Here is a 20,880-nt window from a genome sequence, read left to right as displayed (position 1 = left end):
GTCGGCCAGCAAGGTTCAACTATCAAACCAGCAAGCGACTGAGAATCAAACTTGAATTTCCAGGCATGTCCGTTAGTTTGCTTGGACGGAAGCTTCCTTCCGGGGCCTGCCCTGGCGGCTATCTTGGTAGGTGCCGGCCGTTCCTGGCCGAACGAGGCCCCCATGTCCCTCCGCGCCTGGCTCCTGACCCCCCGGGGAACCGATCCCCTGCCGGATCCGGCGGCCCTGCCGCGGCTGCTGGGGGAGGGGGTCCCGGTGTGGCTGGACCTGACGCTTCCGGACGTCCCGGACCTGGGCCCCCTGCGCGCATGCTTGCCTGGTCACCCGCTCAATTGGGAGGACGCGGGCAAGCCGGGTCAGCGGCCCAAGCTGGAGGATCATGGCGATCACCTGTTCCTCATCGTCCGCAGCCTGGACACCCGGGAGAAGCGTCTGGCCCGCCAGCTCCAGACCCTCCAGGTGGCCTGCTTCCTGACCCCCCGTCTCCTGGTGACCATCCGCAGCGGCCCCCTGGAGGTCCTGGACCAGGTTGCGGCGCGTTTCGCCTCGGGCCAGTCGCCGGTGCCCCCCGGCCCCGACGCCGTCCTCCACGGCCTTCTGGACGGCATCGTGGACGCCTTCGCGCCGCACCTGGAGCAGTGGGAGCTGGAGGTGGAGCGCCTGGACCAGGAGGCCCTGAGGGACCCCCGGACCCCGGTGCTGGAGCGCATCCTCTCCATCCGGAAGCTCATGGTGAGGCTGCGGCGCCTCGCGGCGGGCCAGGCCGACCTCGTCCTGCACCTGGCCAAGGGGAGGGAGGGCATGGTCCAGCCGGAGGTGCGCCCCTACTTCCAGGACGTGCACGACCACCTCATGAACGTCCTGGAGGGCGCCGACAGCCTGCGGGACTCGGTGACCATCGCCGTGGACATCTACCTGAACAGCGTCAACAACCGCCTCAACGAGATCATGAAGATCCTGACGGTGATGAGCTCCATCATGCTGCCCCTGGGCCTCGTGACGGGCGTCTTCGGCATGAACTTCCTCCGCATGCCCGGGCTCCAGCACCCCGCGGGCTTCTGGTGGACCCTGGCCGGCATGGGCCTCCTGACGGCCGGACTCCTCCTGGCCTTCCGGCGCTACCGGCTCCTCTGAGCCCGCCGGGGACGGCTTGTTCCAGGTCGTCTGTTCCCAGGGTTTGGAAGCGCGTTGCGCCCCGTTAAAACCCTCCGGAAATGTCACCAGTTTTCAGGAGCCTCCTTCCGGGAGGCCGGGGTCCAATGGCAGGTGCGCGGCGGCTTGCGCGGCGCCCCTCCAACCCCCTTCCGCGAGGTCCAGCGTGTCCCTCTCCTCCAGATCCCTCCTCGTCCCCGGCCTCGTCGCGTCGGCCTTCGCGCTGCCCCTGCCGGGCCAGACCCTCCGGATCGGCGACAAGGCGCCGGCCCTCGCCGGAATCCACTGGATCAAAGGGGCGCCGGTGTCGGCCTTCGAACCCGGGAAGCTGTACGTGGTGGAATTCTGGGCCACCTGGTGCGGTCCCTGCAAGGCGACGATCCCGCACCTGACGGAGCTGGCCGCGAAGTACAAGGGTCGGGTCCAGGTCTGCGGCATCAGCATCAAGGAGAAGCGGAAGGGGCCCCAGGACACCACGTACCTGAAGGGGGTGGAGGCCTTCGTCCGGGACCAGGGGGACCGGATGGCCTACACCGTGGGTGCGGACGGGGTGGAGGGCCGCATGGCGGCGACGTGGTACGAGGCGTCCTCGCCCCAGGGCATCCCGACGGCCTTCGTGGTGGACGGCCAGGGGCGGATCGCCTGGACCGGGCACCCCAAGGACCTGGAGCGGGTGCTCGAGGCCAGCCTGGCCGGGACCTGGGATCTGCCGAAGGCGGCCCGGGACCAGGGGGTGGCCAGGGCCCAGCAGAAGAAGGACGAACCTTTGCTGAAGGCCTTCTTCGAGGCCCTGCGGAAGGAGGATTTCGCCACCGCCGACAGGGTGGGCGGCGAGCTCTTCCCCGCCAGCAGGCCGGCGGAAGCGTCATTCGGGTACGTCTATTACACCGCCCTCACCCACACGGACGCGGCGCGGGCCACCGCCTACGCGAAGCGGCTGGCGGAAGGCGTCTACCGCGGGAGCGCGCCCGGCCTCGCCATGCTCCTGGACGCCATGGCCCGGAACCCCAAGGAGGATCCCGCCGCCCTGCTGGCCCTTGCGGCCCGCGCCGCCCAGGAGATCCGGGCGCCCGGGGACCCCTTCTTCCTGGCGGCGCTGGGCCGGGTCTACGCCCGCTGCGGCCAGCCGGCGGAGGCCCTGCGCTACGACCGGGAGGCCCTGGCCGCCGCCGAAGCCCAGCCGGCGATCGACGCGGCCTTCAAGGCCACCCTCCGCGCCCGCGTCGAGGCGGCCGGCAAGTAGGCGGCCCCTCCGGGAGGCCGGCCCGGGCCGGTTAGACTGGGGCAGCGCGCCCGGGCCGCCGGGTCCGGGCGCGCGCGAGGAGCCCCCTTGATCCAGATCTACATCGATGCGGATGCGTGCCCGGTCAAGGAGGAGGTGTACCGGGTGGCGCGGCGCCACCGCCTGGGGGTCGTCGTGGTGGCCAACGGCTTCCTGAACCTGCCCCGGGATCCCCTCATCCGGCGGGTGGTGGTGGGCGGGGGGCTCGATGCGGCCGACGACTGGATCGCGGAGCAGGTGGACGCGGAGGCCCTGGTCGTGACGGCGGACATACCCCTGGCGGACCGCTGCCTGAAGCGGGGCGCCCGGGTGCTCGACCCCCGGGGGCGGCCCTTCACGGAGGCCTCCATCGGCGACGCCCTCGCCAGCCGGGAGCTGAGCGCCTTCCTGCGGGACATGGGCGCCGTGGGCGGGGGCCCCCGGCCCTACGGACCGCTCCCGCTTCCTGGGGGCCCTGGAAAACCAGATCCAGGCCCTGCTCAAACTCCAGCGCGCCCGCCCGGATCGACCCTGACCCGGTTCCGCCCCGCCGCCTTGGCCTGGTAGAGCGCCTTGTCGACCTGGAGGAGGAGTTCGTCGAAGGTGGCGCCCTCCTCCAACCCGGCGACGCCGATGCTGATGGTGAACCGCACGGGGACCCCCTCGTCGGAGGGGGTCGTGAGCCCCTTCTCCACGTGGACGCGCAGGCGGTTCGCCAGGATCTCGGCCCCCTCCGGACCGGTGCCGGGCAGGATGGCGAGGAATTCCTCCCCGCCCAGGCGGCCCACCACGTCCGTCTCGCGCACGCTGGCGACCATGGCCCGGGCCAGGGTCTGGATGACCCGGTCCCCCGTGGGGTGGCCCCAGGTGTCGTTGATGGCCTTGAAGCGGTCGATGTCCACCATCAGGAAGGAGAGGGGGTACCGGTTGCGCAGGGCCTTCTTCACCTCCATGGCGCCCATCTGGGTCAGCTGGCGCCGGTTGGCCACCCCCGTCAGGGGATCGGTGATCGCCAGCCGCTTCATCTCGTCCCGCTGGGCACGGGTATGCAGGTGGCTGCGCAGGGTCAGGACCGTCAGGCAGACCATGGCCAGGTAGCCCGCGGCCAGCTGCCAGGCCCGGTGCCGCCATTCCTCCAGGGCCTGGGCCTTGTCGAACCCGACGATGATGCTGATCGGGATGCGCTCCACCCGGCTGATGCCGTAGATGCGCTCCCGCCCGTCGTTGGGGGAGGTGTTGGTGAAGGTGGCGCTGCCGCCCGAATTGCCGAACCTGGGCTGGGCGGAGAGGTCATGGAGCTTGCCGCCGATGGCCGAGGGCCGGGGCGGATTCCGGGCCAGCAGGGCGCCCTCCCCGTCCACCATGGCCAGGGTGTCATGGCGCTGGACGGGGAACGCCTCCAGCCATTCCTGGGCCGTGCTCAGCAGGATGGCCGCGAGGGCGCCGCCCTGGAAGGACCCGTCCGGGGAAGGCAGGGGCCGCGACACCAGGAGGGCCGGCAGGTTGTTGGCGGATCGCTGGGCCGGCACATATTCCACGTGCAGCCGGGGGTCCAGGAGCCATCCCGCTTCTTCCCGGAGGCGGGAGTGGGATGTGTGGCCGACCAGGCTGGGATCGGCCGCCGCCACGTAGACGCCGCGGCGGTCCACCAGGCCCAGGCCGTAGACCCCGGGCAGGGTTTTCAGTTTCCCGTCCAGCAGGGCGGAGAGTCGCTCCCGCTCAGCCGCGCCGGTCCGGGCCCGGTCCAGCTCGGCGGGGCCCACCCGGGTCGTCACGTCCCGGAGCACGAAGTCCGCGCTGAGGAGGGTCGTCCCGAACCACTGGCACATGAACTTGCTGGTCTGGAGGGCCAGGGCGGCGCGCTCGGCAAGGATGTTGGATCGGCTGGTCATCAGGTCCGTGACCAGCCACACCCCGATGCCGCCAAAGATCACTCCAACCAAGCCATAGGCCAGGAGGACGGACCTCCCCCAGCGCTGGATGGCCCGGATGGGCGTGGACATGGCCTGCTCCTGAATCCATCCTACCCGCCCCGTTCCCACCCCGGAATTTGGCCGTCCGAGGGCGCGCCGCGCGGTCCTTCAGGGTGGAGAAAAGCCTTCCGGGGCGGCGGATGCGAGGCGCTCGACGCCCGGATCGGGGACCCGGCGCGCCGGGCAGGCCCAGAGCGTGCCGGTGCCTGGTACGCGGAGGTTGCTGTAGGGTGGAGGGATCCCCCCAGGAGTTTCCATGTTGCTCTTCCCGTTGACCGCCCTGGTCCTGGCGGCGCCCCCCGTGCCTGGGGCGCCGAAAGCCTTGAACGCGATGTGCGAGGAGGCCGTCGCCAAGTTCCGGGAAGGCTCGCTGGGCGCGGGGTTCGCGCTGCTGGACGCGGCCCAGAAGGCCTACCCCGGAGCTTCCCAGCCGCACGCCTTGCGGGCCCAGGTCTACCAGGCGATCGCCAGGAAGGCGGCGCCCCCCGCGGCGGCCTATTTCCGGGTGCGGACCGAGGACGAGTTGGAGGCCGTCTATCTGAACCCGTCCCTTTCCAGGGACGGCAGGGCCCAGGTCCAGGTGGAGCTGGAGGCGGTGCACGCCCATGCCTTTCCGTCCGTGACCTCCCGGGATCCCAAGGCCCTGGCGGCCTTCGAGGAGGGGGAGCGGAGCTTCGGCGCCCGGGACTTCCAGAAGGCCCGGGAGGCCTACGGGAGGGCGCTGGCCCAGGATCCCGGGTTCGTCCTGGCGATGCTCTACCTCGGGGACACATACCACAGCGAACGCCATCCCACGGAGGCGCTCACCTGGTACCGCAAGGCCGCCCAGGCCCAGCCGGCCTTCCCCAAAGCCTGGCGCTTCCTGGCCGACGGTTGTGCTGCGGCCGGCCGGGCCCAGGAGGCCGAGGAGGCCCTCCTGTCGGGACTCGAGGGGAATCCTGGCAACCGGTTGCTCTGGCTCAAGCTGGCGGATCTCCTCGACGCGCAGGGCCGGGCCCCGAAGAAGCTGGTGTTCGACCCACCGTTCCGCCCCTCCTGGGGTCCGGAGGGTCAACTGACCCTCCAGGCCACCGTCCCGGACCCGGGGGCCGAGGGCCTGGCGATCTGGGCGCCGCTCCTCACCGGTCTTCACGGAGGGGCCCAGGTGAAGGTGGAGCATCCCGGCCCGGGCGCTCCACCCCTGGAGACCCCCTTCCAGCTGGCCCGCTTCTTCTGGACCCTGGCCCTGGGCGCCCTGGAGGCCCAGGTCCAGAAGACCGGGACGCCCGTCCAGGACCGGTACCTGGCGGCCTTCCTGCGCTTCAAGCAGGAGGGCCGGCTGGACGCGGCCCTCTTCGTGCTGCGCTTCCAGGAGGCTTTCCGACCCGATTTCGAGGCGTGGAAGCGGGCTCACCCCGGGGAAGTCCAGACCTTCATCCGGACCTACGGCCTCCGCCCCTAGGGAGACCTTCGGGGGGGCCGGGACCCCCGCCGCTCAGAAGATGGACCAGCCCGTCCGGGTGGTGAAGACGTCCAGGGCTTCGAGCCCGGCGAGGGAGTTGCCCCGGGGGTCCAGGGCCGGCGCCCAGGTGGCGAGCACGCCCCGGCCGGGCAGGACGGCCAGGAGTCCGCCGCCCACGCCGCTCTTGACGGGGAGGCCCACCCGGTAGGCGAAGTCGCCGGCGGCGTCGTAGGTGCCGCAGGTGAGCATGACCGCGTGGATGCGCTTGGCCTCGCTGCGGGTCAGCAGGGGGCTTCCGTCGGCGCGGAGGCCGTGCCGCGCCAGGAACAGCCCGGCCCGGGCCAGGTCCTCGCAGGTCATGCGGAGCGCGCAGGTGCGGAAGTACGCGTCCAGCACCGTCTCCACGGGGTTCTCCAGGTTCCCGAAGCTGGCCATGAAGTGGGCCAGGGCGGCGTTGCGGCTGCCGTGGGCCGCCTCCGAGGCCGCGACCTCGGGGTCCATGTCCACCGCCGGATTGCCCGATTCCGCCCGCAGCAGCTCCAGCACGGCCCCGGCCGCGTCGCCGGCGAGGGAGAGGAGGCGGTCCATCACCACGAGGGCGCCGGCGTTGATGAAGGGATTGCGAGGGATGCCCCGCTCGTGCTCGAGCTGCACGAGGGAATTGAAGGGGCTGCCGGAGGGCTCCCGGCCCACCCGCGACCAGAGCCGCTCCCCGTCCCCGGCCACCACGAGGGCCAGGGCGAAGACCTTGCTGATGCTCTGGATGGAGAAGGGCGTCCGCCAGGCGCCGGTGCCCTCGATCGGGCCGTCGATGGGCGCGAAGGCCATGCCGAACTGGCGGGGCTCCACCCGGGCGAGCGCGGGGATGTACGAGGCCACGCGCCCCTGGTCGAGGAGGGGATCCACATGCTGGGCGATGGTGTCGAGGAGGGCCTGGATGGACATGCCTCCATTCTACGGGTTGACGGCCTGGATGGGATGACATAATGTTATAACAAGTTGGAGTTCTCCCATGCTCGATCCGGAAAGCCGCCTGCCCCTCTACCACCAGGTGGAGACGCGCCTGCGGGAGGACATCCAGGCCGGGCGGCTGCGGGTGGGGGAGGCCATCCCCCCCGAGCGGGAGCTCATCGCCCAGTTCGGGGTCAGCCGCATCACCATCCGGCAGGCGCTCGCCAACCTGGCGGCCGAGGGGCTGCTGATCCGGCGCCAGGGGCGCGGCACCTTCGTGGCCGGCACCCGCGACCGGGCGTTCACGGAGTCCCTGGCGAACCTCACCGGCCATCTGGAGGAGCTGCAGCTCCGGGGCCTGGATCCGGAGGTGAAGATCCTGGCCCTCGCGCGCCGGGCCCTGCCCGCGGACGCGGCCGCTGCGCTGGCCCGCCCGGAGGGGGAGGAGGCCGGCTTCGTCCGGCGCCTGGTGTGGGTGGGGCACGCGCCGCTCATGCTGTCCGAAATCTGGCTGCCCGCCTCCCTGGGGGTGGAGCTCACGCCGGACCAGGCGGCCGCGGAGGGCATGGCGCCCCTCCTCACCCGCCTGGGCCAGCCGCCCCGCTTCGGGCGCCAGCGCATCGGCGCGGAGCCCGCGGCGCCGGAGCCGGGCCGCCTGCTGGAGGTGCGCCCCGGGGACCCGGTCCTGCGCGTGACCCGCGTGCTCTACGGGGAGGGGGAGCGGCCCCTGGCCTACCTGCGCACCCTGTACCGCGCGGACCGCTACGAGTACGCCATCGAACTTCGCCGGTTGAACGGGAGGCACTGACCATGACGAGCCTGCTCATCTTCGGGTTCTCGATCCTCGCCGGGATCGTGGGCGCCATGCTCGGTCTGGGGGGCGGCATCATCCTCGTGCCCCTGCTCACCCTCGGCTTCGGGGTGCCCATGCGGACCGCCGTGGCCGCCTCGACGGTCTCCATCATCGCCACGTCGACGGGGGCGGCGATCTCGTACCTGTCCGAACGGCTTTCCAACGTGCGGGTGGCCATGTGGCTGGAGATGGGCACGGCCACGGGCTCCCTCACCGGCGCGCTGGTGGCGGCCTACCTCAGCCCCCGCCTCCTGTCGCTGCTCTTCGGGGGGCTGCTGGCCTTCTCCGCCGTCAACATGTTCCGGACCCGGCACCACGAGCTCCCCCACGGCGTGAAGCCGGACGCCATCTCCCGGCGCCTTCGCCTGGGCGGGGTCTTCGAGGACCGGGTGGCCGGGGTCTCCGTGCCCTACGAAGTGACCAACAGCCTGCCGGGTCTCGGCCTGATGTACATCTCCGGCGCGGCCGCGGGCCTCCTGGGCATCGGGGCCGGGGTCTTCAAGGTGCCGGCCATGGACCAGGTGATGAAGCTGCCCTTCAAGGTGTCCACCGCCACCTCCAATTTCATGATCGGGGTGACGGCGGCCTCCGGGGCGATCGTCTATTTCGTGCGGGGGGACGTGGATCCGGCCCTGACCGCGCCCGTGGTCCTGGGTGTGCTCCTCGGGGCGCTCCTGGGCTCCCGCTTCCTCCTCCGGCTCAAGAGCTCCTTCGTCAAGAAGCTCTTCGTGCCCGTGGTGGCCTACACCGCCTTCATCATGATCTACAAGGGACTGCGATGACCCCCGCCGACGCCCCGCCCCAGCCCGTGGAAGTCTTCCTGGTCCGCGCCCTCCGGGCCGGCTCCATCCTGTCCGCGACCCTGCTCGTCCTGGGCCTGGGCTTCCAGGTGCTGCACCGCGCGGGCCCGGCGAACCGGCTCACGGTGGCCGGCCTCCTGATCCTCCTGGGCACCCCCGTGCTGCGCGTCGTCGTGGCGGCGGTCGTCTTCGCCCGTCAGCGCGAATGGCTCTTCGTGGGCTTCTGCACCGTGGTCCTGGCCGCGCTGGCCCTGGGCTACAAGCTGGGCGCGGTGGGCTAGGGCCGCGTCCGCTCCCCTCGGAGGATTCAGGGCTGCTTTGCGGACGCTGCACTGGGCGCGTTCCCCATCCTTTCCGGTTCCGGTCGTTCCGGTTTCGGGGCGACCCACGGGCAGACCAGCTTCCCATCCGGATCGAATCCGAAGCTGAACCTGTCGGCGTCCTGCTTCGATTTCAAGAAACCTGGGGCGTTGCCAACCAGGTCAAGCTCGGCCTTCATGACTTCTCCCGGGAGGGGGTCCACTTCCACCCACTCGATTTCAGGGAACAGGATGAGGGCGCCCCGCTGCTCTTTCTCTCCCCTCTCATCGGCATGAGCGTCGCTGGCTTGGGGCTCGATATCAAAATGCTTGTATGATTCGTTAGTGGCAGATTCGCTCCGCTTGGCCACGAGCAGGTGGCCGTTGGGAAGGGGCTGGATACCAAGAATGACATTTGGAAAGGGGTGAACCCCGCCAACAAACGCGTCGCCCAGGCGATTCAGGTTGAGGGTCCTGCTGGGCCTGGTCGCTCCGTCCTTGATGACCCACACTATTCCCGACTTCAAGGAAACGAGGACGAACGCACCCGGCACCCGGATGGGGTCATCCAACAAGGGAAACAAGCCCGGCAAGTTCTTGTTGCCGAGCGCGAAAACGGGCTTGCCGTCCTTCTTGAATGGAACCATTGCAGGATGACCGTTGAACGTTACTTCAATCAGGCTTTCAAGCCTCAGTGTTCCCTTGTCTCCGCGCTTCCACCACGAAAAACAGGAGGCCTCCCCGTCCTTGGTGAACCCGCTCTCGACATTGATCCCCAGATACAAGTCGGGTTCATATGACTGGAAAAGCCTCATTGGAAAACCCCATTGGCCCGGGGTGGCCCCGATTTCGATTTCGTGATCTTCCCAGGGGCCATGAGAGGGGATGTAATAGGACCCGTAGTAAAATTTCTTATCAATTAGTCTTACCTCGGTAATGCAGTCAAAGGCAATGGTCATCCCCAAGGAATCCCTGCGCAAACTGAAGGTCTTATAAAACCCACCCTGTTCACGGCTTCCAATGCGTGCAGATAAGCCCAAATTTTCCACCACCGCGAGCGATCCGTGATCCCAGGTCAAAACGGGTTGACGGTTTGCCTTCGGCATCGCACTCAATTGAGCGAGCAGGGGTGTGCAAATCCACCCAATCGAAAATCCGAGGATCCATCGACGCATTGATCTACATCCTATGAAAAGGGTTCCTCGTTGGCACCTTTGAAAACGGCTGATATCGATCAATCGTGCCTCAGGCTGCAATCCACGATGCATCCTGTTCGCTTGATGGACGCTGCACCGATACCTGGTTCTGTTGGATTTTTTAAGCAATCATCTATATATGTGTTATGGCATTCACAAACGCATTGTGCTCCCAAATCGTGAGGGTACTTCTGGGCGCAGTCGACTTTAGCTGCATCACCTCCTCCAGCATAAAGGGGGTCATCAGGAAAGTACTTCTGTTGAATGCCGGGATGTCCACCAGTAGGGGGTTCAATGATGCCAGAATACAAAGGAACGACCAAGGCGATAACGAAAATCGATGTATTAATTTTGAGTGACACATAACATCCAATTTATGAGTGCAATTTCAGCTCACATGATAATTACAGTCCGAGTCCCGTCAAGTGGCAGGGCCGCCGCATGACCCATTCAGGAATGAGCTGCACCTGAATTCGCAAGCGGGAATCCGAGGAGCGCAGCCATCCGGTCGTCGGGGGACATGGCGGCCTGCATCCGTCTGAACGCTTACTTTCCTCTTAGCCTGCGGCCACGCGGTTCCGCCCGGCGCCCTTGGCCGCGTAGAGGGCCTGGTCGGCCCGGGAGAGCAGGGCGTCCAGGGTGTCGCCGACGGTGAGCTGGGCGGTGCCGAGGCTGGCGGTGACGGGCAGGAGCGCCTCCGCGTCGAGGCGCATCGGGGCGTCGGCGAAGGCCTGGCGGACCCGCTCGGCGGCCGCCGCCAGGGCCGCGGGGGAGGCATCGGGCAGGAGCATCGCGAATTCCTCCCCGCCGATGCGGGCCACCAGGTCCGTCGTCCGGAGGGCCTGGGTCATGCGTTGGGCCGCTTCGCAGAGGACCCGGTCCCCGGCGGCGTGGCCGAACTGGTCGTTGATGCGTTTGAAGTGGTCGATGTCCAGCATGATGAGGCCGAGGGGGTGCCCGTTCCGGGCGGCGAGCCCGAGCAGCCGGCGCCCGGTGTCCATGAAGGCGCGACGGTTGTCCAGCCCCGTGAGCGGATCGTGGACGGCCAGGGCCTGGATCTCCTGGACCTGGGCCCGGGCCTGGTGGAAGAGCCGGTTCAGGAGGACCTTGAAGTAGGCGAAGATGACGAGGATGGGGACCAGGATGGCGTAGTAGTCGAGCAGGGGGAACGCCTGGGCATAGGTGGCCCGGGCGATCAGGGGCACCGCGAGGGAGCCGGCCACTTCCAGGGCCGTCTGGCGCAGGGTGAAGGGCATGCTGAGGAGCGCGCTGATCAGGCCGGGGAAGACCAGGAGCCACAGGTTGGCCCGGACGCCGCCCGGCAGGCCCGGAAGGGCCCAGATGACGGCCACGTTCATGGCGGAGACCGTGCCGAAGAGCAGCCAGGGCAGGACGCGGCGGCTCAAGCCGATCTGGATGGCCACGGGGTAGAGGAGGCCGGCCAGGGTGGAGCCGGCGAGCCCCAGGATCGGCCGCCGGCCGAGGTCCCGCTGGAGGTGCCCGAAGAACAGGGCCAGGGCGGGGGGGACGAAGGTGGTGAAGTAGCCCAGGCGGATGGCGAAGTCCCGGAACGTCAGGAATCGGATTTCGGCATCATCCGCGGCGGCGGGGGGGGACGGCACCATGGCGCCTCCGGCAGGCTGGACGCTAGTGTGCATGAATCGGACCAGAAGGGAAGGAAACGATTGGGCCTGGGGTAGACTGGAAGGCCAACCGGAAAGGAGGTCGTGATGAGCCAGCCTGGCGAATGTGCCCCAGCCCACGCGGAACCTCCGTCCGGAGGTCTCCGCGACGAAGCCTGAACGCCCTGGCGGATCGCGTCCCGCCGGGGATCCGAAGCCGATGCCGTCCCTGGAGCCGATCATGCGCCGAACCTTCCTCCGCCGGGCCCTGCCCCGGGCCTTCGCGGGCCTCCTGGCCCTGAGCCTTCCCACGCCCCGCCTCCGGGCCGCCGACGATCCCGGGGCGACCCTGTTCGTGCACGGGCAGACCACGTACGTCCTCCAGGGCCACGGGGCCTTCCCGTCCCCCTACGCGGGGCCCGCCAGCTTCGCCAGCCGGCGGGAGGTCGCGGGCAGCTTCAGCGCGACCCTCTGCCTGGGCTGGCGGCCCTGGACGGGGGGCGAGGTCGTCGTCACCCCGGAGCTGCTGGGGGGCAAGGGCGACAGCCGCGTGCAGGGCCTGGCCGGCGCCCCCAACGGCGAGATCTACCGGGTCAGCGATCCCAAGGTCGCGCCCAACCTGTCGCGGGTGTTCCTGCGCCAGACGTGGGCCCTGCCGGGGGCCGGGGCGCGGGAGGCGGAGGGGGGGCCGCTGGCCTTCGGCGGTTCGCGGCACTCCCGGCGCCTGACGCTCACGGCCGGCAAGATGGCCATGAACGATCTCTTCGACCTCAACGGCTGGGCCGGGGATCCCCGCACGGCCTTCCTGAACTGGTCCTTCATGGACACCGCCGCCTGGGACTACCCGGCGGACACCCGGGGCTACAGCTGGGGTCTCGTGGCCGAGGTGGCCTGGGAGGCCTGGTCGGTCCGGCTGGGCAGCTTCCTGGAGCCGCGGGCGGCGAACCAGATGGCCTTCGATCATCAGGTGTCCCGGGCCCACGGCGATGTCCTGGAAGTGGGGCGGGAGCACCGGTGGGGGGACCTGCCGGGGCGGGTGGCCGTGCTGGTGTTCGCCAACCACGCGCGCATGGGGGTGTACCGGGACGCCTTGGCCCTGACGCCTCCGGCGGTGGACGCCACCCGGGCTCCCGGGCGCACCAAGTCCGGCGCCGGCCTGAATGTGGAGCAGGATCTGGCGGAGGGGACCGGCGTCTTCCTGCGGGCCGGCTGGAACGACGGCCGGACCGAGAGCTGGGCCTTCACGGAGGCGGACCGGTCCCTGGCGGCGGGCCTTTCGGCGGCCGGGAAAGCCTGGCACCGCCCCCAGGACCGGTTGGGGGTCGCCTTCGCCGCCAACGGCCTGAGCCGGGACCACGCGGCCTACCTGGCCCAGGGCGGCCAGGGCTTCCTGCTGGGCGACGGCCGCCTGGCAGAGGGCGCCGAGCGGATCCTGGAGGCCTTCTACGCCGTGGCCCTGGCCCCCGGGATCACCGTGACCGGGGATGCGCAGCGCCTCTGGAACCCCGGCATGAACCGCGCGCGGGGGCCGGTCCAGGTGTTCGCGCTGCGGGTGCACGGCGCGTTCTGACGGCCCGGGGCGCCATGAATAACCATTGACCCCGTCGGCGATTGACGGCGTAATGGGACCCTTCCCCTTCTGGACCGCCATGTTCCTGTCCGCCATGGGCCCTGCCGCCCCCCCTCCGGTGCCCTCCTCCCGGCCCGCGGAGGGCGGCGCCGAGGTGGGGCCGTGAAGCTGCGGCTCCGGAAATTCCCGGCCTGGATGGCCCCCGCCTTCGTGGCGGCCTGCGGGGCGGTGATCACCTTCGCCATCTGGCGGTCCGCCCGGGCCGACGCCATCCAGGACGGCAAGGTCCAGGTGGAACTGGAGATGCAGGACGCCATGGGCCGCATCCGCCAGCGCATGGACGCCTACGCCCAGATCCTGCGCGACGGGCGGACCCTCTTCCGGTTCGCGCCCATGGACCGGGCCCAGTTCCGGGCCTACGTGGACGGCGTGGATTTCGACCGCGCCTTCCCCGGGATCCAGGGCGTGGGCTTCGCCGCCTGGATCCCGCCGGGGAGCAAGGCCGTCCACGAAGCCCGGGTGCGGGCCGAGGGGTTCCCCGACTACGCCATCCGGCCCGACCCGGGGGCGGGTCCCGCCACGGCCATCGTCTACCTGGAGCCCCTGACCGGCCGCAACCTGCGGGCCTTCGGCTACGACATGTACACCGACCCCGTGCGCCGCGCCGCCATGGACCAGGCGGCGGCCCAGGACGACATCGTCGTCAGCGGCCCGGTGACCCTCGTCCAGGAATCGGGGAAGGACCTCCAGGCGGGCTTCCTCATGTACCTGCCCGTGCGGCGCCCCCAGGACCTGCCGTCCACGCCCCGCCCGGCCGCGGATCGGCAGCAGGGTCTCCTGGGCTGGATCTACGCGCCCTTCCGCATGGCCGACCTCTTGGAGGGTACCCTGGGGCCCCTGCCGGAGGACCTGGCCGTCACCCTGCACGACGGCCCCGCGGACGGGGCCGGCAGCCTCCTTTTCCAGGCCGGAACCGCCCCGGTGGGGGCCACGGCGCGCGGGCGTCTGGAGGTCGGCCATCGGACCTGGACCGTCACCGCGTGGCGCCGGGAGCCCGGCGTCCTGGAGCGCCTGCGGGGCCGCGAGGGCGTCGTGATCCTGACGGGGGCCCTGGCGACCCTCCTCCTGGCCACCCTCGCCTGGGAGCTGGCCCGGGCCCGCGACCTGGCCATGTCCCGGGCCCAGGCCGGCGAATCCATGTTCAAGAGCCTCCTGGACGCCATCCCGGACGTGGTGTTCTTCAAGGGGCTGGACGGGCGGTACCTGGCCTGCAACCCGGCCTTCCAGGAGCTGGAGGGGCGGACGCGGTCGGAGATCGTCGGCCTGCGGGACGAGGACCTCTATCCTCCGGAGATGGCGGCGGGGTTCCGCCGGGACGATCACCGGGCGCTGGAGGGGGGCGGCCCCATCCACATCGACGAAGTCCACCACTACCCCGATGGCCGGGTGCTCCACGTGGACACCCTCAAGTCCCCGGTGCGGGATGCGAACGGCAAGGTGCTGGGCGTGCTGGCCGTGGGCCGGGACGTGACGGAGGCCCGCAACCTGCGGGACGAACTGGCCCGCCTCAGCCGGGAGCAGCAGGCCATCCTCGATTCGGCCAGCGTGGGCATCACCCACGTGAAGGACCGCCACTTCGTGTGGACCAACCGCCGCATGGCGGGCCTGGTGGGCTGGTCTTCCGAAGAGCTGGAGGGCAGCTCCGTGCGGCGGGTGTATCCCGACGAGGCCGCCTACGAGGCCCTCCGGGCCCAGGCCTACCCGGTCATCCTGGCCGGCGGCGTCCACAAGGCCGAGGTGGCGATGGTCCGCAAGGACGGCACGCCCATCTGGGTCTGGCTGTGCGGCTCCCTCGTCGATCCCCAGGACCCCGCCCGCGGCAGCATCTGGACCTGGGAGGACATCACGGAGCGGAAGGCCACCGAGCACAAGCTCTCCCTGAGCGAGGCCCGCCACCGCATGCTCTTCGACGAGTCCCCCGACGCCTACCTCCTCATGACGGGGGGCCGCTACACCGCCTGCAATCCCTCGGCCCTGTCCCTGCTGGGGGTGGACCGGGCGTCCCTCCTGGGGCATTCCCCGGTGGATTTCTCGCCGGAGGTCCAGCCGGATGGCACCCCCAGCGTGGACCTGGCGCGCCGCCACCTGCGCCGGGCATCGGAGGTGGGGGTGATCCGCTTCGACTGGACCCATGTCCGGCCCGACGGCACCTCCTTCATCGCCACCATCGCCCTGTCGCGCTTGCCCGTCCCCGAGGGCAACACCTTCCTGGTGAGCATGCGGGACGAGACCCCCCGCATCCAGGCCGAACGCCGGCTCACCTACGCCATGGAGGCCACGGGGGAGGGCATCTGGGACTGGGAGATCCGCAGCGGCCGCGTGACGCACAACGTGCGCTGGTGCCGGATCCTGGGCCTGGACGAGCGCTTCCTGGAGCACCCCTTCGACACCTTCTCCGCCTGGATCTTCCCCGACGACCTGCCCGCGCTGCAGGACCGAATCCAGGCGAGCCTGGACACGGGGGCGCCCTACCTGAGCCGGCACCGCCTCCGCCGCACCGATGGCGAGACGGTCTGGGTGCTGGACCGGGGGCAGGTGGTGGAGCGGGATGCCGCCGGCGCGCCCCTGCGCATGGTGGGCAGCATCGCGGAGATCACGGACCTCATGAACGCGGAACTGGCCCAGCGCCGCGCCCTGGAGGAAGCCGGCCGCCTGAACAGCCTGCTCCAGGAGGAGACCCAGCGCGCCAACGCCGCCAGCGTCGCCAAGTCGGAATTCCTCGCCAACATGAGCCACGAGATCCGGACCCCCCTCCACGGCGTGCTGGGCATGGCCGAGCTCCTGGCCGGAACCTCCCTCTCCCCGGAGCAGCAGGATTACGTCCTGGCCATCAACCGCTCCGGCGAGGCCCTCCTGGACCTGCTCAACGACCTCCTCGATTTCTCCAAGATCGAGGCGGGTCAGCTTTCCCTGGCCAGTCTGCCCTTCGACCTGGAGGAACTGGTCTTCGAGGTGGCGGAGCTGTTCCGCGCCCGGCTCCGCAACCGGCGGGTGGAGGTCCTGGTCGACTACGATCCCGCCACCCCGGCCCGGGTGGTGGGGGACGCGGGACGCGTCCGCCAGGTGCTCAACAACCTGGTGAGCAACGCCATCAAGTTCACGGAGGAGGGCCACGTCTTCATCGGCGTCGAGCGGGATCCGGACGGCCCCTTCCGCCTCACCGTGCAGGACACGGGGATCGGCATCCCCGAGGAAAAGCAGGGGCGCCTCTTCCAGCCCTTCGTGCAGGCGGAGTCCTCCACGGCCCGCCGCTTCGGCGGCACCGGCCTCGGCCTCGTGCTGGTCAAGCGCATCCTGGCCTCCATGGGCGGCTCGGTCCGCCTGGAGAGCCGGCCCGGCCTCGGCACCACCCTGTTCGTGGAACTCCCCCTCCAGGCCGATCCCGCCGCGCCCCCCGAACCCCGCATGCCGGAAGACCTGGCCGGGAAGCGGATCCTCATCCTGGATGACAACCCCCTGGACCAGAAGCTGCTGGCCCGGCAGCTGGAGGCCGCCGGAGCCGAACCGGCCTGCGCCGCCTCGGCCCCGGAGGCCCGGGCCCTGCTGGCGGAGGCCCTCGCGCAGGGGACCCCCTTCGACGCCGTCACCGTGGACTTCCACCTCCAGGGCCGGGAGGACGGCAGCGCCTTCGCCCAGGCCCTCCGGGAGGATCCCCGGTTCTCGCCCCTGGCCCTTGCCCTGCTCACCGGCACCGCCGTGGGGGACGGCTCGGTGCGCAGGGCGGGTCCCTGGTTCGACGCCTACCTGTTCAAGCCCATCAACCGGAAGAGCCTCGTCCATGCCCTCCGGGCCGCCCTGGGCCGCGAGCCGGGCCGCCCCGAGGTGGTGCGGCAGTCCCTCCCCGACCCGATCCGGCGCGGGGCTGAGCGGCCCGTTCAGCGCCTGACCGGACGGGTTCTCCTGGCGGAAGACCATGAGGTCAACCAGGCCATCGCCCGCAAGTTCCTGGAGGAGGCGGGCCTGGAGGTGACGGTCGCCCGGGATGGCCTGGAGGCCCTGGCCGCGGCGGAGCGGACGGGCTTCGATCTGGTCCTGATGGATTGCCAGATGCCCGAAATGGACGGGTTCCAGGCCACCCGCCTCCTCCGGGAGCAGGAGGCCCTCACCGGCCGGCGCGTGCCCGTCGTCGCCATGACCGCCAACGCCATGGCCGGGGACCGGGCCCGCTGCCTCGACGCGGGCATGGACGACTACCTCACCAAGCCCATCACCCGGGAGGCCATGCTCACGGCCGTGGGCCGCTGGCTGAAGGGGGAGGCCCCGACTCCGGTGCCCGACGCCGCGGGGAGCTTCCCGGCCCCCGACCCCGGCCTCGCCCTGGACGCGGTGCTCTTCGACAAGGTCTGGCAGGTGTTCGGCCGCGACGCGGTGGCGTTCCGCGAGGCCATCGTGGATCCCTTCCTGGGGCGCGGCATCGCCCTGGTGGAGGATCTCCGGCGGGCCGCCTCGGAGGGCGACGGCCGAGGCCTCGCCTTCGCCGCCCACGCCCTCAAGGGCTCGGCCCGCACCATCGGCCTCACCGCCCTCGGCACCGCCTGCGAGCGCCTGGAGGCGGCCGCCGAGGCCGGGGACCCGCTCCCGGTCCCCGGCCTCGCCGACGCCGCCACGGAGGCCTTCAAGGCCGCCCGGGCCTTCCTCGAGTCCCTGGGCGGCGTGGAGGAGCCCCGCTGAGGCCCTCCCTCACCCGAGCGCGTCCCGGTGGACCCCGGCGACGGCCCGGCCCGAGGGGTCGGCCCGTCCCGCGAAGCTGGGATCCCAGGCCAGGGCCGCCGGGGTGCTGCAGGCGACGCTGGCCTCGAAGGGCACGCAGTTGACGGCCGTCGCCATGGGGAAGTGGCTCTCGAAGATCTGGCGGTAGAGGTAGGCCTCCTTGGTGAGCGGGGTCTTCACGGGGAACCGCTCCGCGGCGCCGCGCATCATGCCGTCCGTGACCTCGATCTCCGCGTGGGCCTTGAGGCTGTCGATCCAGCGGTAGCCCACCCCGTCCGAGAACTGCTCCTTCTGGCGCCAGAGCACCTCGTCCGGGATCCAGCCGTCGAAGGCCTCCCTCAGCAGGTGCTTCTCCATGCCGCTGGCGGTGTTGCGGGGCAGCTTCGCCGCCGGGTCCATGGCCATGGCCACGTCGAGGAACTCCCGGTCCAGGAAGGGCACCCGGGCCTCCACGCTCCAGGCCGCCGCGGACTTGTTGGCCCGCAGGCAGTCGTAGAGGTGCAGCTTCGAGAGCTTGCGCACCGTCTCCTCGTGGAGGGCCGCCCCCGAGGGCGCCTTGTGGAAGTACAGGTAGCCCCCGAAGATCTCGTCGGCGCCCTCGCCGGAGAGGACCATCTTGATGCCCATGGCGCGGATCTTCCGCATCATGAGGAACATGGGCGTGGAGGCCCGGACCGTCGTGATGTCGAAGGTCTCCAGGTGGTAGATCACGTCGGAGAGGGCGTCCAGCCCCTCCTGGACGGTGAAGTGGATCTCGTGGTGGATGGCCCCGATGTGCTCCGCCACGCGGCGGGCGGGAGCCAGGTCCGGCGCCCCCTCCAGGCCCACGGCGAAGGAGTGGATGCGGGGCCACCAGGAGGGGCCGCGGTCCTCCTCCTCCACCCGCGCCTCGCGGTACTGGGCCGCCACCGCCGCGATGATGGAGGAGTCCACCCCGCCCGAGATCAGGAGGCCGTAGGGGACGTCGCACATGAGCTGGCGGTGGACCGCGGCCTGGAGGGCCTCGCGGATGGCCGTCGGATCGGCAGGGCGGTCCGGCACGTGGCCGGGTTCGGCCCAGGCCGGCGTGTAGTAGCGCTGGAAACCCTTCTCCCGCTCGCTTCCCAGCAGGTAGCACCCCGGCGGGAATTCCTGGATGCGCTCGCAGGTGCCGGCCAGCGCCTTGAGCTCGGAGGCGGCGTAGAGGTTCTCGTTCCGGTCCCAGCCCAGGTACAGGGGCACCACCCCGAGGGGGTCACGGGCGATCAGCCAGGTGTCCCGGCGGGGATCGTAGAGGACGAACGCGAAGATCCCGTTCATGCGGTTGAGGAAGGCGCGCGGCGAATCCTCCTCGTAGAGGTACAGGATCACCTCGCAGTCCGAGCGGGTCTGGAACAGGTGGGCGTCCCGCAGGCCCCGGCGGAGCTCCTGGTGGTTGTAGATCTCACCGTTGACCGTCAACAGGCAGCCCGTCCGCACATCCTCCAGCGGCTGGGCCCCGTGCTCCACGTCCACGATGGACAGGCGCTCGTGGGCCAGGATGGCGCGCCCGTCGCTGCGGATCCCGCTCCAGTCGGGCCCCCGGTGGCGCAGCTTCCGCGCCATGGCGAGGGCCTGCCGCCGGAGCTCGGCGGGATGGGACCGGGCCGGGTCGATGTCGAGGATGGCGAGGATTCCGCACATGGGCGCTCCTGAAAAAAAAAGCCCCACGTCGGGACGTGGGGCGAAGGTCGGGATCCCGCGGATCACCTGCTCCACCCCGGGGGAGGATGATTGCTGGCGACGTTGGCGAGGACGAAGGTCATCCGGGGAGTATCGTTCCCGGTCCCCCTTCCGTCAAGGCGCCCCCCCGGTTGTGGCGGAGCGCCGACCCGTGCGAGCCTGTTACGCGGGGAGGGCTGCGTGCGGGTCGGGATCCTGGGCTTCGGACAGTTCGGGCGGGCCCTGGGCGGCCTGATGGAGGAGGCCGGCGTCCCCTACCGCGCCCTGGATCCCCGCGCCGACATCCCCGCCCTGGTCCAGGCCTCGGACCTGCGCGGCCTGGTGGCCGAGGCCGACCTGGTGGCGCTGGCGGTGCCGGTGCTGGCCCTGCCGGGCGTCCTGGACACGGTGGCGCCCCTCCTGGAGCCCGGCCAGGTGGTGTTCGACGTGGCCAGCGTGAAGGTGCTCCCCGCGCGGTGGATGGCCGAACGCCTCGGCGACCTCCCCCGGGCCGGCGCCCATCCCCTCTTCGGGCCCATGAGCCTCGTGCGCGCCGAGCGCCCCATCCGCACCGTGGTCTGCCCCGATCCCGCCTGCCCCGGCGCGGCGGAGCGCGTCTCGGCCCTCTTCGGCGCCCTGGGCTGCGAGGTGCTCGTCCAGACCCCCGAGGACCACGACCGGGTGATGGCGACCACCCACGCCCTGACCTTCTTCCTCGCCAAGGGCCTGCTGGACGCCGGCGCCGGCGCCGACCTGCCCTTCGCGCCGCCCTCCTTCCACGCCGTTCAGCGCACGCTGGAGACGGTGCGCGAGGACGCGAGCCACCTCTTCGCGGCGATCCAGAACCTCAACCCCTTCGCCGCCGAGGCCCGCACGCGGCTCCTGGAGGCCCTCGGCGCCATCCACGCGGGCCTGGAGGCCGCGGGACAGGGCGGGCCCGTGCCCGCCGCCCTGGCCCTGCCGGACCTGGGCCAGCGTTCGCCGGCCCTGCAGGAGATCCGGGAGGGCATCGACGCCGTGGACCGGGACCTGGTGGCCCTCCTCGCCCGGCGCGCCGAGCTGAGCCGCCGCGCCGGCCGGGCCAAGGCCGCCCTGGGCGCGCCCGTGCTGGACCCCGTCCGCGAGGCCGCCGTGATGGCGGAGCGCCGGGCCTGGGCCACCGCCGCCGGCCTGGATCCCGAGACCGCCACCGACGTCTTCCAGACTGTCATTCGTGCGAGCAGACGCGACCAGGGCCAGGCCTGAATTCGTTATGGGCCTATTCGAATTGAAACCGGCGGGCCGTAGGACCGCCCCAAGCTGATAGGGTTCG

General features: G+C 70.7%; 14 protein-coding genes and 1 pseudogene. 10 read left to right on the top strand and 5 right to left on the bottom strand.

Features of this window, described 5'->3' with window-relative positions; genetic code table 11:
• The first annotated feature begins 162 nt into the window (after positions 1-162).
• The 3 genes and pseudogenes from R2J75_RS17925 (at position 163) to R2J75_RS17915 (ending at position 2,948) form a co-directional block, all read left to right on the top strand.
• Positions 163-1,134: a magnesium transporter CorA family protein gene (locus tag R2J75_RS17925; protein ID WP_243328979.1), complete on the top strand. Its 972-nt coding sequence runs from the start codon at positions 163-165 to the stop codon at positions 1,132-1,134.
• 184 nt (positions 1,135-1,318) lie between these two features.
• Positions 1,319-2,395, top strand: a complete 1,077-nt coding sequence (locus R2J75_RS17920; RefSeq protein WP_316410731.1) for a TlpA family protein disulfide reductase — start codon at positions 1,319-1,321, stop codon at positions 2,393-2,395.
• Positions 2,396-2,482: 87 nt separating this feature from the next.
• Positions 2,483-2,948: pseudogene (locus R2J75_RS17915) on the top strand (YaiI/YqxD family protein).
• Here R2J75_RS17915 and R2J75_RS17910 read toward each other — a convergent pair.
• Entirely contained in the window at positions 2,914-4,416 is a 1,503-nt protein-coding gene (locus tag R2J75_RS17910) for a sensor domain-containing diguanylate cyclase (protein ID WP_316410729.1), read from the bottom strand. The pseudogene R2J75_RS17915 and the gene R2J75_RS17910 sit on opposite strands and share 35 nt — an antisense overlap.
• A 226-nt stretch (positions 4,417-4,642) precedes the next feature.
• On the opposite strand from R2J75_RS17910, the gene R2J75_RS17905 reads away from it, so the two are divergent.
• The gene (locus R2J75_RS17905; protein ID WP_279342596.1) at positions 4,643-5,827 is read left to right on the top strand and encodes a tetratricopeptide repeat protein; all 1,185 of its coding nucleotides are present in this window, start codon (positions 4,643-4,645) and stop codon (positions 5,825-5,827) included.
• A gap of 33 nt (positions 5,828-5,860) precedes the next feature.
• On the opposite strand, the gene R2J75_RS17900 is transcribed toward R2J75_RS17905, so the two are convergent.
• Positions 5,861-6,772 carry a glutaminase gene (locus R2J75_RS17900; protein WP_243346056.1) on the bottom strand — a complete coding sequence of 304 codons (912 nt, stop codon included), beginning with the start codon at positions 6,770-6,772 and terminating at the stop codon, positions 5,861-5,863.
• A gap of 67 nt (positions 6,773-6,839) precedes the next feature.
• Between R2J75_RS17900 and R2J75_RS17895 the strand changes: the two genes are divergently transcribed.
• The 3 genes from R2J75_RS17895 to R2J75_RS17885 are packed head-to-tail and all read left to right on the top strand — an operon-like array spanning position 6,840 to position 8,712.
• Positions 6,840-7,586, top strand: coding sequence for a GntR family transcriptional regulator (locus R2J75_RS17895; protein ID WP_316410728.1), 747 nt, complete (start codon positions 6,840-6,842; stop codon positions 7,584-7,586).
• Entirely contained in the window at positions 7,583-8,413 is an 831-nt protein-coding gene (locus tag R2J75_RS17890) for a sulfite exporter TauE/SafE family protein (protein WP_394365926.1), read from the top strand. The genes R2J75_RS17895 and R2J75_RS17890 overlap by 4 nt, the downstream gene beginning before the upstream one ends.
• Entirely contained in the window at positions 8,410-8,712 is a 303-nt protein-coding gene (locus tag R2J75_RS17885) for a DUF1634 domain-containing protein (RefSeq protein WP_243328986.1), read from the top strand. Before R2J75_RS17890 ends, R2J75_RS17885 begins: the two co-directional genes overlap by 4 nt.
• 26 nt (positions 8,713-8,738) lie before the next feature.
• Here the strand turns inward: R2J75_RS17885 and R2J75_RS17880 are convergent, their stop codons facing one another.
• Both R2J75_RS17880 and R2J75_RS17875 read right to left on the bottom strand, forming a co-directional pair.
• Positions 8,739-9,905, bottom strand: coding sequence for a hypothetical protein (locus R2J75_RS17880; RefSeq protein WP_316410727.1), 1,167 nt, complete (start codon positions 9,903-9,905; stop codon positions 8,739-8,741).
• 578 nt (positions 9,906-10,483) lie between these two features.
• A complete protein-coding gene (locus R2J75_RS17875) occupies positions 10,484-11,551 on the bottom strand; it encodes a GGDEF domain-containing protein (RefSeq protein WP_243328988.1) in 1,068 nt (355 codons plus the stop codon).
• A gap of 238 nt (positions 11,552-11,789) precedes the next feature.
• On the opposite strand from R2J75_RS17875, the gene R2J75_RS17870 reads away from it, so the two are divergent.
• The gene (locus R2J75_RS17870; protein WP_316410726.1) at positions 11,790-13,118 is read left to right on the top strand and encodes a carbohydrate porin; all 1,329 of its coding nucleotides are present in this window, start codon (positions 11,790-11,792) and stop codon (positions 13,116-13,118) included.
• Between the two features lie 162 nt (positions 13,119-13,280).
• The gene (locus tag R2J75_RS17865) at positions 13,281-17,849 is read left to right on the top strand and encodes a CHASE domain-containing protein (RefSeq protein WP_316410725.1); all 4,569 of its coding nucleotides are present in this window, start codon (positions 13,281-13,283) and stop codon (positions 17,847-17,849) included.
• A gap of 9 nt (positions 17,850-17,858) precedes the next feature.
• On the opposite strand, the gene asnB is transcribed toward R2J75_RS17865, so the two are convergent.
• Positions 17,859-19,550, bottom strand: a complete 1,692-nt coding sequence (gene asnB / locus R2J75_RS17860) for an asparagine synthase B (RefSeq protein ID WP_243328991.1) — start codon at positions 19,548-19,550, stop codon at positions 17,859-17,861.
• 219 nt (positions 19,551-19,769) lie between these two features.
• Here asnB and R2J75_RS17855 point away from each other — a divergent pair, with 219 nt between their 5' ends.
• On the top strand, positions 19,770-20,813 hold the full coding sequence (locus tag R2J75_RS17855; RefSeq protein WP_316410724.1) for a prephenate dehydrogenase/arogenate dehydrogenase family protein: 1,044 nt from the start codon (positions 19,770-19,772) through the stop codon (positions 20,811-20,813).
• Positions 20,814-20,880 lie beyond the last annotated feature (67 nt).

The sequence above is a fragment of the Mesoterricola sediminis genome, assembly GCF_030295425.1.
In the GTDB taxonomy this organism is placed as follows: domain Bacteria; phylum Acidobacteriota; class Holophagae; order Holophagales; family Holophagaceae; genus Mesoterricola; species Mesoterricola sediminis.
This window is presented reverse-complemented; position numbering and strand designations above follow the sequence as displayed.